The sequence below is a fragment of the Trichloromonas sp. genome, from assembly GCF_034006665.1.
Lineage (GTDB): Bacteria > Desulfobacterota > Desulfuromonadia > Desulfuromonadales > Trichloromonadaceae > Trichloromonas.
On the sequence record NZ_JAVESI010000007.1, the window covers coordinates 52,932 to 65,781 of the forward strand.

Consider the following 12,850-nt stretch of genomic DNA (forward strand, 5'->3'; position numbering starts at 1 on the left):
AATGAGCCTCTTGAAAAAATATATGCCGCTTTTTAGATATAACTAAAAAAACGGTAAAAAGCTGCAAAAAAAGGTCGGATTAATTTTTGCCTTTTCTCATTCGCCCTTGCTTCTCATTTCCAACCGCCGTTTGATTGCTACCAAACTAAGGAAAATGGAGTTCCCCTTATTTCAGAGCTTCTCCGTCGCCGCCGTGACCGGGGTATCGGTGTCCCAGGCGTGGTCGTTGAGGTTGTGGATGACGGCGCGGTCCTTGGCGAGGATCTGTTCCTGCAGGCGGATGAGTTCTCGGGCGTTGGAGATGTAGACCCCCTGATCGTGACGGTGGGGGGCGAGTTGATTCATGGCGGCTTCGTCGTATTTTATGAAATACTGGGCGGCGCGGATGGCACTGTAGCGGCGATAGCCGAGGTTGGCCAGAACGTCCACCCCGGCGCGCAGAGAGGTGTCGAGAAACTCCCGATAGACCTGATCGGCTCCGATTTCGATGAAATCATGGGCGTCGAGGGTGCTGCCGGCGCGGGCCATGATTCTAAGGTGGGGAAAGTGCTTTTTCGCCGTCGATACCAGCGTGTCGACGGTCGCCGGGTCATCAATGGCGATAAACAGGATGCGGGCGCTGTCGGCCCCGGCCGAGTGGAGAATGTCGAGACGGGTAGCGTCGCCGTAGAAGACCTTGAAGCCCATGCGCCGCAGCAGGTCGACCTGGTCCGAGTCGTTGTCGAGAATCGTCGCCGCAACGCCGTTGGCGCGCAGGAAGCGGCCCAGGGTGCTGCCGAAGGAGCCGAAGCCGGCGATGATGATCGGATGTTCCGTGTCGATTGTATCCGCTTCGCGCTCCTCGGTGCGCCGGGTGCCGAAACGGGGGAGCACCAGTCGATCGTTGAGCAGCAGCAGGAGCGGAGTCAGGGTCATGCTTAAGGCGGTGACGGCCATCAGGGTGTCGACCCAGTTGCCGCCGGCGATTTTCAGCCGCTGGATGAAGGCGAGCAGGACGAAGGCGAACTCGCCGACCTGCGACAGGCCAAGGGCGAAGATGCTGTTCTGGTCGAAGGAGAGGCGGAAGAGACGTCCCGCCCCGGCCAGTACCGCCGCCTTGACAATGACGATGGCAAGCACCAGGGAGAAGATGATGCCGGGGCTGTCGGCAATCAGCTGGAAGTTGATCGACGCGCCGACGGCGATGAAGAAGAGGCCGAGGAGCAGCCCCTTGAAGGGTTCGACGTCGCTTTCCAGTTCATGGCGGAATTCGCTGTTGGCCAAAAGCACCCCGGCGAGAAAGGCCCCCAGCGCCGGGCTCAGCCCGACCAGCTGCATCAGGTAGGCGATGGCGACGATGATGAGCAACGCGGCGGCGACGGAGAGCTCGCGGACGCTCGTTTTGGTGACGATGCGCAGGAAAGGGACAACGACATAGCGCCCGGCGACGATCACCGCGATTAGGGCGAAGAGGACTGACCCGGCTTTGAGCCAGACCGGCAGCCCCGTCAGCAGTCCCGGCGCTTCGCCGTGGGCGGCGCCGGTGGCGGACTGGAGGGCGAGGAAGGGGAGGAGGGCGAGGATTGGGATGACGGCGACATCCTGAAAGAGAAGAACGGCGAAGGAGCTCGTCCCCGCCTAGGAATTGCCCAAGCCCTTCTCCTTGAGGGATTGCAGGACGATAGCGGTGGAGGACATGGTCAGGGCCAGGCCGCAGGCAAGCGCCCCCCGCCAGCCGAGGCCCAAGAGCAGCAGTCCGCTGCCGAGGAACAGGGTGGTCAGAGCCAGCTGCAGGGTGCCGAGGCCGAGAATCTGGGAGCGCATCCGCCAGAAATGGGCCGGCTCCAGCTCAAGGCCGATGAGAAAGAGCATCATCACCACGCCGAATTCGGCGAAGTGCATGATGTCCTGCCCCTCGCGGCCGACAAAGCCGAGGGCGAAGGGGCCGATGAGAATGCCGGCCAGCAGGTAGCCGAGGACCGAGCCCATCCCCAGGCGTTTGGCGATGGGGACGCAGATCAGGGCGGCGGCCAGGTAGACGATGGCCTGGCCCATCAACGTATCGCTCATGGCTGCTCCTTGCGGATAAGATCGGCGACCCAGTCGTTGAGCAGTTCCACCTTTTTGATTCCTTCAAAATCGCAGGTTTCCGCCAAGGCCGTCAACAGGCGGCGGTAACGCCCGGCGTAATCGGCGAGCAGGGCATCGCTCAGGCGGTAGGTTCCCTGCACGGCGAAAGGCGGAAGCCAGAGCATCCGGCAGAGGCGGGTCGCCTGTTCAAGCGGCCGCAGCAGTTCCGTCAAGGTAAAATGGTTGAAGCCGTCGTGGGAGAAGCTGGCGCGGGTGCCGCCGCTGGTAATGACGTTGAAGATCACTTTGCCGGCGAGGTGGTTCCCGCCTTCGCCGTGGGCCCAGCCGTGTTCCAGCACCAGATCCATCCACTGCTTGATGATCGCCGGGGGACCGTAGAGATAGAGGGGATAGTGCCAGACGATGATATCGTGGGCGCGCAGCAATTTCTGTTCGCGGGGTACATCGATATCGAACTGGGGATATTCCTCGTAGAGATCGTGAACGGTGACGTTTTCGAGACCGGTAAGGCCGCGCAGCAGGGCGCGGTTAGCCCGGGACTTTTCGTAACGGGGATGGGCAAAGAGAATCAGAATCTTTTTCATGGACCGACCTTGCCGCCACGCAGATGAATGAACCAGTAGGCGAAGGCGACGAAGACCACGCCGCCGATGATGTTGCCGAGGGTGACGGGGAGCAGATTGCCGATGAAAAAATTGCCCCAGGTCAGAGAAGGGTCCGTCCCCGGGAACTCGTGGGCTAGGAGCAATCCGGTGGGGATGAAGTACATGTTGGCGATGGAGTGCTCGAAGCCGCTGGCGACGAAGGCCATGATCGGACCAAAACAGGCGAGCATCTTGCCGGGGATGTCGCGGGCCGCTGTCGCCATGAAGACCGCCAGGCAGACCAGCCAGTTGCAGAGGATCCCCCGGACCAGGGCGACGTCGAAGGGGAGCTGGGTTTTGGCTGTGGCGATGGCGATGGCCTGTTCGGCGATGAGCGGCGCCTGCCAGAGGTTGGAGCGATACATCAGCCAGGCGAAGAAGAGCGAACCGACGAAGTTGCCGAGCAGCACGACGGTCCAGTTCTCCAGCAGTTTTCCCCAGGTGATTTCCCCCAGCAGGGCGGTTTTGGTGAGCAGGCTGTTGCCGGTGAAGAGTTCCGCCCCGCAGATCACCACCAGCATCAGCCCCAGGGAAAAGACGCTGCCGGCAAGCAGGCGCGAGACGCCTTGGCCGAGTTTCTCGGCCGTTCCGGCGCCGACCACCGTTGCCAGTTCGGCGCCGAAGGCGATGTAGAAACCGGCCAGCAGGCTGAGGACGACGGTCCGGGAGAGGGGCTGAACGGCCACCCGCTTGCCGTTCTCCATGATCGTCCGCACCGTTTCGGCGGGGGTGAGGAAGTTTTTGTCCATCCGAATTTACAGCCCCACGTCCTTGGCCAGCTTCTCCCACGCAGGCAAGCTGCGCTCGATGATCCCCTGATCAATACAATAGGCGATGCGGAAGAAGCCGGGGGCGCCGAAGCCGACGCCGGGAACGAGCAGGATGTTGTGCTTTTGCGCCTGGGTGACGAATTCGACGTCGTCGGCCAGCGGCGATTTGGGAAAGAGGTAGAAAGCGCCGCCCGGCTTGACCATGGTAAAGCCCAGGGTGGTCAGGTTGTCGTAGAGCAGGTCGCGCTTGCGCTGGTATTCGTCGATGTCGACGCTTTCCCGCTGGATGTTAGTGACCAGACGTTGCATCAGGGCCGGGGCGTTGACGAAGCCGAGCACCCGGTTGCAGAAGACCGCCCCTTCCATGAAGAGTTCGACCTCATCCATGGCCGGGTTGGCCGCCAAGTAGCCGATGCGCTCGCCGGGCAGGGCCAGATCCTTGGAATGGGAGGTGACGATGATCGAATTTTTCACGCAGCCGAAGATGCCGGGAACCTTTTGGCCGTCGTAGGCGATGCGGGCGTAGGGTTCGTCGGAGATGACGTAAAGCGTCCGGTCCAACTCCTTTTCCTTGCGGGCCAGCAGGTCACCCAAGGCCTTGAGGTCGGCTTCGGGGTAGATGACGCCGGTGGGGTTGTTGGGGTTGTTGACGATGAGTGCCCGGGTCTGCGGACCGATGGCCGCTTCGATGGCGTTGAGGTCGAGATGGAAGGTTTCCCGGTCGGTCCAGGCCTCTTTCGGTACGCCGCCGTGGTTGTCGATGTAGAACTTGTATTCGACGAAATAGGGGGCGAGGATGATGACTTCCTCGCCGGGATTGAGGATGGTCTTGAGGACTACGTTGAGAGCGCCGCCGGCGCCGCAGGTCATGACCACTTGGGCGGCCGTCACCGGTAGCGGTGACTTGTCGGAAAGGACCGCGGCGACGGCGGCCCGGGTCTCTTCGTAACCGGCATTGTTCATGTAACGGTGCATGCCCGGCAGGGGATGGTTGGCCAACTCGCGTAACTGGTCGCGGAAGGCTTGCGGCGGTTCCACCGAGGGGTTGCCGATAGTGAAGTCGAAGACGTTTTCGGCGCCGTGCAGCTTGCTCAGGCGTGCGCCTTCCTCGAACATTTTGCGGATCCACGACGAGCGCTCGATGGCGCTCTGGATTTTGGCGGCGATGGTCATGGTCATTCTCCAAAGAGTGATTTTAATATAATGGATCAGGGAGTTTAACCGGCCGTCGCGAAGTGGTCAAGAATTAACCGGATCCGGGCTTTGTCCCTCTTTCCGTCGGGCGGCGAGCCGGCTTTTCCGTTGCTTTTTGCCTGACGATCAGCTAAGTTTTTCGTCCATTTACTCTTCGGGAAAGGACCTAACGGGCATGACGGCCGACAATCTCTCCGAATTGCGTCAGGCGATTGACGATATCGATGACCGGATTCTCGATCTGCTCAACCGGCGGGCCTCCGTGGTCATCGAGGTGGGCAAGGCCAAGGCCGGCCAGAGCAAGGATTTCTACGTCCCCAGCCGGGAGCGGGCGATCTACGAACGGCTGACCGCCGCCAATCCCGGCCCCTTTCCTTCCGAAGCCATCCGCAAGGTCTTCCGCGAGATCATCTCCGCATCTCTCTCCCTTGAGCAGCCGATGAAGGTCGCCTTTCTCGGACCCCAGGGGACTTTCACCCATGCCGCCGCCATGCAGCAGTTCGGTTTTTCCGCCCAGCTCATGCCGCAGAAGAGCATCCCGGCGATCTTCGAGGAGGTGGCTCGGGGGCGGGCGCCCTATGGGGTGGTACCGGTGGAGAACTCCACCGAGGGGGTGGTTTCCCATACCCTCGATATGTTCATGGAGTCGGATCTGAAGATCAATGCCGAGATCATGCTCGGCATCTCCCATTTCCTCATGTCCCGTAGCGGACGCATGACCGACATCAAGAAGGTCGTTTCCCATCCCCAGCCCCTGGCTCAATGTCGCAAGTGGCTGGAGGAAAACCTGCCTCACGTGCCCTTGGTCGATGTCGGCAGCACGGCCCTGGCGGCGCAGATGGCGCTGGAAGATGAAAGCTTCGGCGCCATTGCCAGTGAAATGGCGGCGACCCTTTACGGCTTGCAGGTGGTGAAGGAACGCATCGAGGATAATCCCAACAACTTCACCCGCTTTCTGGTGATTGGCCGGAACACCCCGGAACGCAGCGGCCGGGACAAGACCTCGCTGATGTTCAGCATCAAAGACCAGCCGGGGATTCTCTACCGGATGCTGGAACCTTTCAGCAAACGGGAGATCAATCTCTCCAAGATCGAGAGCCGGCCGATGAAGAAGAAGGCCTGGGAATACATCTTCTTTCTCGATCTCGAAGGGCACATCGACGACGAGCCGATCAGGGCTGCCGTTAACGAGCTCAAGGATTATTGCCAATTTCTCAAGGTGCTCGGTTCCTATCCTCGCGCCCGCTGAATTCCGGACTTTGGACAAACGGACGGATTGCCGATGAATAATTGTTTGGTGCCGCGTCTGGCGGTGATTGGAGTCGGGCTGATCGGTGGCTCTCTGGCCTTGGCCCTCAAGGCGGCCGGAGCCGTCAGGGAGGTGGTCGGCATCGGTCGCGGCCGGGTCAATCTGGACAAGGCTCTGGAACTGGGGGTGATTGATCGCGCTACCCAGGATATCGCCGCAGGGGTGCGCGATGCCGATCTGGTCTTTCTCGCCACCCCGGTGCTCAGCCTGACCGATGTCGCGGCAAGCGCCGCGGCGCACATGAAGCCGGGGGCGATCCTCACCGACGGCGGCAGCGTCAAGGCCTGGGTGGCGCGGGCCATCGAACCGCTGCTGCCCGAGGGTGTCCACTTCGTTGCCGGCCATCCCATCGCCGGTACCGAGAAGAGCGGGGCCGAGGCCGCTTTCGCCACACTCTTCCAGGGCCGGCGCTGCATCCTCACGCCCACGGCCCATACCGATGTCGGCGCTCTCGATCTGGTGCGCCGGGTCTGGGAGGTGGCCGGCAGCGAGGTCGTGCTGATGGATGTGGAAAAGCACGACCGCATTCTCGCCGCCATCAGTCATCTGCCGCATATGGTCGCCTACTCCCTGGTCAACGCCGTCGGTTCCTATGACCGCTACGAGGAGAATATCCTCGAATATTCCGCCGGCGGCTTTCGCGACTTTACCCGCATCGCCTCCTCCGATCCGACCATGTGGCGGGATATCGCCCTGACCAATCGCGACGCCCTGCTGGAAATGATGGAGCGCTGCGAAGCCTTTTTCTCCGAACTGAAAGAGGATGTTCGCAGGGGGGAGACGGACAAGCTCTACGAATTTTTCCTGCGCTCGAAGGAGCTGCGGGATGCCATCGTTAAATGACGGAGAGCACCCTCATGAACGAAACCCGAACCGTTGTCCCGGCGAGATCATTGCATGGGGAGATCACCGTTCCCGGCGACAAATCCATTTCCCACCGTTCCATCATGCTCGGCTCCTTGGCCCAGGGCACGACCCGTGTGCACGGGTTTCTTCATGGCGAGGACAATCACGCTACCCTCAAGGCCTTCCGCGCCATGGGCGTGACGATCGAAGAACTTGCCGACGGTGATCTACGCATCGAAGGGAAAGGGCTGCACGGCCTCACCGAGCCGGGCGACGTGATCGACTGCGGCAACTCGGGGACGACCATCCGCCTGATGACCGGCCTGCTTGCAGGCCAGACCTTCTTTTCGGTGCTGACCGGCGACCGCTATCTGCGCAAGAGGCCGATGAAGCGGGTGCTGAATCCTCTGTCCACCATGGGCGCGCAAATCTGGGGGCGAGGCGGCGGCGATCTGGCACCGCTGGCCATCCTCGGCGGGCCGCTCAAGGGGACGGAATACAACTCGCCCATTTCCAGCGCCCAAGTCAAATCGGCCCTGCTGCTGGCTGGGCTCTACGCCGACGGCCCGACCACGGTGCGGGAACCGCACCTCTCCCGGGATCACAGCGAACGGATGCTGCGCTATTTCGGCGCCGATGTGCGTCCCTTCGCCGGGGGCGTCACCGTTTTCCCCCAGCCGAAATTGGAAGGGCGCGAGGTTTGCGTTCCCGGCGATATCTCCTCGGCGGCTTTCTTTATGGTCGCGGCGCTCATTGTCCCTGGCGCCGAATTGTTGATCCGCAACGTCGGGGTCAACCCGACCCGTAGCGGGGTTATCGACATTCTGCAGGCCATGGGCGGTTCTATTGAACTGCTCAATTCCCGCGAGCTTTCCGGCGAGCCGGTGGCCGATCTGCTGGTGCACGGCAGTCGCCTCAAAGGGATCGAGATCGGCGGCGCCGTGGTTCCCCGCGCCATCGACGAGTTTCCGGTGATCAGCGTCGCCGCCTGTTTCGCCGAAGGAACCACCACCATCCGCGATGCGAAAGAGCTGCGGGTCAAGGAGACCGACCGCATTGCCGCCATGGTCGAAGAGCTGACCACGCTTGGCGGCCGGGTCGAAGCCTGCGAGGACGGCATGGTCATCGGCGGGGTCGAAAGTCTGACCGGCGGTACGGTGAAGTCCCACGGCGACCATCGCATCGCTATGAGCTTGGCCATTGCCGCTCTGCGTGCCCGCAACGAGGTGACCATCGTGGATACGGCCTGCACGGCGACCTCGTTCCCCGATTTCTGGCCGTTGCTCGCGGCGATTCGTGTCTGATTCCGTCTTTTGGGAGGGTGGATTGCAACCTGAACTGATCATCGCCATCGACGGGCCCTCCGGGGCCGGAAAGAGTACCCTGAGCAAACTGCTGGCCCGTGAACTGGGCTATGTCAATATCGATACCGGGGCCATGTACCGGAGCGTGGCCCTGGCGGCGAAGCGTCGCGGGATCGACCCCATCGATGAAAAGGCCCTTGCCGGGCTGGTTCGCTCCGTGAGGATCCAATTTCTGCGCGCGTCGGAAGGGGAGCGGGTTCTGCTTGACGGCGAGGATGTTTCCGGGGTTATCCGCACGCCCGAGGTCAGTCTGCTGACTTCCCGGGTTTCCGCCTGCGCCGGCGTTCGCCGGGCCATGGTCGATTTGCAGCGGGAGTTGGGGACGCGTGGTGGAGTCGTGCTTGAAGGGCGGGATATCGGCACCGTGGTCTTTCCCCGGGCCGACGTCAAGTTCTTCCTCAGTGCTTCGGCCACGGAACGGGGGCGGCGGCGCTATGAGGAATTGCGCGCCAAGGGGTTGATGGTTGAGTTGGAGCAGACCATCGCCGACGTCGAGGCGCGGGACGCGGCGGACAGTGCCCGGGAATGCGCCCCCCTGGTTCAGGCCGAGGATGCCCTGGTCATTGACTCCACGGCCCTGAGCATCGAGGAGGTTCTCCAGGCCATGCTCAGGGAAGTGCGGCGGAAAAAAGAATCTTCCCATCCGGAGAGCGCGGCGTGAAGATTGTTCTTGGAGAGAGCGCCGGTTTTTGTTTCGGGGTCAAGCGCGCTACCCGCATGGCCTTCGCCGCTACCGAGGAGCATCAGGGGGAACGCATCTGCTCCCTGGGGCCGATCATCCATTCGCCGCAGCTGGTCAAGCGCCTGGAAGAACAGGGGGTCGAGGTGGTCAGGCGGGTTGCGGACATCTCGGGCGGGGTGGTGATCATCCGCTCCCACGGTGTGACCGCCGAAGAGATGGAGGAGATTGAAGACCGCCGTCTGGCGGTGGTCGACGCCACCTGCCCTTTTGTAAAAAAAGCTCAGGAATACGCAGGGTTGCTTAGCGATCAGGGCTATGCCCTGGTGCTGGTGGGGGAGCGGGAGCATCCTGAGGTGCGGGGAATCGTCTCCTACGCCCGCGATGGCGAGGTCTATGTGGTCTCCGGACGGCGCGAGGCGGAGGAGGTGCCGGCCCGTAAACGGATCGGCGTGGTTGCCCAGACCACTCAGTCCTACGCTAATCTGCGCGAAGTTATCGATGTCTGCCTCGGCAAGAGCCAGGAGTTGCGAGTCTACAATACCATCTGCGACGCGACTTCGGTTCGCCAGAACGAAGCGCGGGCCATCGCCGGACAGGTTGACTTGATGCTGGTCATCGGCGGCTTCAATAGCGCCAACACCACTCGCCTGGCGCAGATCTGCCGGGAACTCCAGCCCAATACCCATCATATCGAGACCGCCGATGAGATCGCGCCCGAGTGGTTTGCCGGTGTGTCTTCCGTGGGGATTACCGCCGGCGCTTCGACGCCGCAATGGATCATCGACGAGGTGGTGGAAAAAGCTTCCGCGGCGGGCCACTAAAAAAACGATAAAAGGGTTTGTTTTTTAAGAAACTTTATGTTATGGTCCGCTCCCATGGCCAGGCGCCATGACTGTCGTCGGACGACAGGAAAATCGCTAGGGGGTAACAAATCTCACATGGTGGACAACACGGAAACGAACAAAGAAGATTTCATGGACGACGATTTCGAAGGGAGTTTCGAGGATCTCTTCGAGAACAGCCTCAAGGAACTGAAGGCCGGTAATGTCGTGGTCGGAACGGTGGTGCAGGTCAATCCCGATTCGGTGGTCGTCGATGTCGGCGGCAAATCGGAAGGGCTGATCCCTATCAACGAGTTTCTTAATGAGCAGGGGCAGGTCAAGACCGATATCAAGGTCGGTGACCAGTTCGATGTGCTCATCGAGCGCACCGAAAACGAAAACGGTCTGATCAGCCTTTCCAAGGAGAAGGCCGATCGCCAGAAGATCTGGAATGCGCTGGAAGAGGGCGCGGTGGTCGATGGGCGTATCCTCTCCCGGATCAAGGGCGGCCTTTCCGTTGATATCGGCGTCAATGCCTTTCTACCGGGATCCCAGGTCGATCTGCGTCCGGTGCGCAATCTCGACAAGATGCTCGGTGAAACCTACAGCTTCAAGATCATCAAGCTCAACAAGCGCCGCGGAAATATCGTTCTTTCCCGTCGCGTGCTTCTCGAAGAAGAGCGCGAGAGCCTGCGTGGCGACACCCTGAAGACCCTCGAAGAGGGCCAGGTGGTCGAAGGAACGGTCAAAAATCTGACCGATTATGGTGCGTTCATCGATCTCGGCGGCATCGACGGCCTGCTTCATATTACCGATATGTCCTGGGGTCGCGTTTCCCATCCGTCGGATATTCTCAATGTTGGCGACAAGATCAACGTCAAGGTTCTCAAGTTCGATCGTGACAAGGAGCGCGTCTCCCTTGGGCTCAAGCAGATTGCTCCCGATCCCTGGCTCGATGTCGAGGCCAAGTTCCCGGTCGGCAAGAAGGTTTCTGGCAAGGTCGTCAGCCTCACCGATTACGGGGCTTTCGTCGAACTGGAAGAGGGTGTCGAAGGTCTGATCCATGTGTCGGAGATGAGCTGGACCAAACGAATCAAACACCCCAACAAGGTTCTCAGCATCGGTGATGAGGTCGAATCGGTGGTCCTTGCGCTCGATATCTCCAATCGGCGGATCTCCCTCGGCCTCAAGCAGGTTGAGCCGAACCCCTGGGAAGTGGTCGGCGAGAAGTTCCCGATCGGCACAATCATCGAAGGTCAGGTCAAGAACATCACCGATTTCGGTATCTTCGTCGGTGTCGACGAGGGGATCGACGGTTTGGTGCATATTTCCGACCTCTCCTGGACCAAACGGGTCAAGCACCCTTCCGAAATTTACAAAAAGGGAGATCTGGTCCGCGCGGTGGTGCTAAATATCGACCGTGAAAACGAGCGATTCTCCCTCGGCGTTAAACAGCTGATGTCTGATCCCTGGGAGAGCATTCCCGTACGCTATGCTCCCGGCACGATCATTCGCGGCCAGGTGACTTCGGTCACCGACTTCGGCATTTTCCTTGAGGTCGAAGAAGGGATCGAAGGGCTGATTCACGTTTCCGAAATCAGCAAGGAGAAGATCGATTCGCCGAAGAACTTTGCTAAAGTCGGCGAGGATCTTGAAGCGGTGGTGCTGCATGTCGACACCGTCGAGCGTAAAATCGCTCTCTCCATTAAGCATCTCGCGGATCAGAAGGAAAAGGCTGAAGTCGATGCCTTCCTCGGCGCACAGCGCAACGCCACCTCCAATTTCGGGGATCTGCTTCAGGGCGCCCTGCATAAAGCCGGTAGCGAAAAAGACGGGGAATAATCTTTTCTGAGTCAGAACAAACCCCCGCAGCAGTTGTTGCGGGGGTTTTCTGTTCTTGGGTAGCGATATGAAAAAAAGACCGTTAATCATGGGTTTTGCGGTGATCGGCGCCCTTTTTGTCGGCTGCTGGCTCATGATCTATCTGCTCAGCGGTTGGCTCGGCTCCCGCCCCACTTTCGCCGTTGGCGCCAAGGTGGGAGTGATCGAGATCAGCGGCATCATTACCTCATCACGTCTGATCAATGAGCGGATTGTCCGTTTCAAGGAAGATGATTCGATCAAGGCGGTTGTGCTGCGGGTTGAATCGCCCGGTGGGGGCGTCGGCCCCTCCCAAGAGATTCACGCCGAGGTCAAGAAGTTGGCCAAGATCAAGCCGGTTGTGGTTTCCATGGGCGCGGTCGCAGCCTCGGGCGGCTACTATGTGGCCGCACCGGCAGCGAAGATCCTCGCCAACCCCGGAACCATTACCGGCAGTATCGGGGTCATTATGGAGTTCACCAATGTCCGTGAACTCCTTGATAAGATCGGTTTGAGCAATTCCGTGGTGAAGAGCGGTGAACACAAGGATATTGGTTCGCCGATTCGGCCCATGACCGAAGCGGAGCGGAAACTGATCCAGAAGATGATTGACGACGTGCACGGGCAGTTTGTCCAGGCCGTGGCCGAAGGGCGCCGGCTCGATCCGAAAAAGGTCGAGATCCTCGCCGATGGGCGTATTTATACCGGTGCCCAGGCACTGGCCGAAGGACTGGTTGACCGACTCGGTAATCTGCAAGACGCGGTGGATCTGGCGGCGGATCTGGCTGGCATTGATGAAAAGCCCCGCGTGGTTTATCCCCCGAAAGAAAAAGCGCCGTTTTTTGAGTATTTTGTTGAGGAAACGATTACCCGGGTGCGGCAGGAAATTCATGAACAGTCATCCGGAAGCATGAAGTTTCTCTGGTCCGGCATTTAAATAGGAGAGATCTTTTATGACCAAAAGCGAGTTAATCGAGCGCTTGACCACGGTCAGTGGCACAGTCAACAAGAAAGAGGCCGAGTTGATCGTCAATACCATATTCGATAGTATCGGTGATGCCCTGGTTTCCGGTGACCGGGTCGAAATTCGAGGCTTTGGTTCCTTCACCGTCCGTGAGCGGGATGCCCGCGAGGCGAGAAATCCCAAAAGCGGTGAAATCGTTTGTATCCCTAATAAAAAGACCCCTTTTTTCAAAACGGGCAAGGAACTGCGCGAGCGGGTCAATCGTTAACCTTCATATCTTCCCGGATATTCACATGATTCAGTCGCAAACACACCAGCTTGTCTCC

11 protein-coding genes and 1 pseudogene are annotated in these 12,850 nt (G+C 60.1%); 8 read left to right on the plus strand and 4 right to left on the minus strand.

Going from position 1 to position 12,850, the window contains the following annotated elements:
* Positions 1–171: 171 nt before the first annotated feature.
* The 4 genes and pseudogenes from RBR25_RS04700 to RBR25_RS04715 all read right to left on the minus strand — a co-directional run bounded on the left by RBR25_RS04700 (position 172) and on the right by RBR25_RS04715 (position 4,657).
* A pseudogene (locus RBR25_RS04700) lies at positions 172–2,049 on the minus strand (monovalent cation:proton antiporter-2 (CPA2) family protein).
* Entirely contained in the window at positions 2,046–2,654 is a 609-nt protein-coding gene (locus tag RBR25_RS04705; RefSeq protein ID WP_432818377.1) for an NAD(P)H-dependent oxidoreductase, read from the minus strand. The pseudogene RBR25_RS04700 and the gene RBR25_RS04705 overlap by 4 nt, the downstream one beginning before the upstream one ends.
* Positions 2,651–3,463: a formate/nitrite transporter family protein gene (locus tag RBR25_RS04710; RefSeq protein WP_432818378.1), complete on the minus strand. Its 813-nt coding sequence runs from the start codon at positions 3,461–3,463 to the stop codon at positions 2,651–2,653. The genes RBR25_RS04705 and RBR25_RS04710 overlap by 4 nt, the downstream gene beginning before the upstream one ends.
* A 6-nt stretch (positions 3,464–3,469) precedes the next feature.
* Positions 3,470–4,657 carry a pyridoxal phosphate-dependent aminotransferase gene (locus tag RBR25_RS04715; RefSeq protein ID WP_432818379.1) on the minus strand — a complete coding sequence of 396 codons (1,188 nt, stop codon included), beginning with the start codon at positions 4,655–4,657 and terminating at the stop codon, positions 3,470–3,472.
* A gap of 196 nt (positions 4,658–4,853) precedes the next feature.
* Here RBR25_RS04715 and pheA point away from each other — a divergent pair, with 196 nt between their 5' ends.
* The 8 genes from pheA to RBR25_RS04755 all read left to right on the plus strand — a co-directional run bounded on the left by pheA (position 4,854) and on the right by RBR25_RS04755 (position 12,792).
* Positions 4,854–5,927: a prephenate dehydratase gene (gene pheA / locus RBR25_RS04720; protein WP_432818380.1), complete on the plus strand. Its 1,074-nt coding sequence runs from the start codon at positions 4,854–4,856 to the stop codon at positions 5,925–5,927.
* 33 nt (positions 5,928–5,960) lie between these two features.
* A complete protein-coding gene (locus tag RBR25_RS04725) occupies positions 5,961–6,830 on the plus strand; it encodes a prephenate dehydrogenase (RefSeq protein ID WP_432818381.1) in 870 nt (289 codons plus the stop codon).
* 14 nt (positions 6,831–6,844) lie between these two features.
* Positions 6,845–8,137 carry a 3-phosphoshikimate 1-carboxyvinyltransferase gene (aroA, locus tag RBR25_RS04730; RefSeq protein ID WP_432818382.1) on the plus strand — a complete coding sequence of 431 codons (1,293 nt, stop codon included), beginning with the start codon at positions 6,845–6,847 and terminating at the stop codon, positions 8,135–8,137.
* A gap of 22 nt (positions 8,138–8,159) precedes the next feature.
* A complete protein-coding gene (gene cmk, locus RBR25_RS04735; protein ID WP_432818383.1) occupies positions 8,160–8,858 on the plus strand; it encodes a (d)CMP kinase in 699 nt (232 codons plus the stop codon).
* Positions 8,855–9,700: a 4-hydroxy-3-methylbut-2-enyl diphosphate reductase gene (gene ispH, locus RBR25_RS04740; protein WP_432818384.1), complete on the plus strand. Its 846-nt coding sequence runs from the start codon at positions 8,855–8,857 to the stop codon at positions 9,698–9,700. Before cmk ends, ispH begins: the two co-directional genes overlap by 4 nt.
* A 117-nt stretch (positions 9,701–9,817) precedes the next feature.
* Positions 9,818–11,542 (plus strand): 30S ribosomal protein S1, encoded by a 1,725-nt coding sequence (locus RBR25_RS04745; protein ID WP_432818385.1) that lies wholly within the window; start codon positions 9,818–9,820, stop codon positions 11,540–11,542.
* Positions 11,543–11,630: 88 nt separating this feature from the next.
* Positions 11,631–12,497, plus strand: a complete 867-nt coding sequence (gene sppA, locus RBR25_RS04750) for a signal peptide peptidase SppA (RefSeq protein ID WP_432818386.1) — start codon at positions 11,631–11,633, stop codon at positions 12,495–12,497.
* A 16-nt stretch (positions 12,498–12,513) separates the two neighbouring features.
* On the plus strand, positions 12,514–12,792 hold the full coding sequence (locus RBR25_RS04755; RefSeq protein WP_432818387.1) for an integration host factor subunit beta: 279 nt from the start codon (positions 12,514–12,516) through the stop codon (positions 12,790–12,792).
* Positions 12,793–12,850 lie beyond the last annotated feature (58 nt).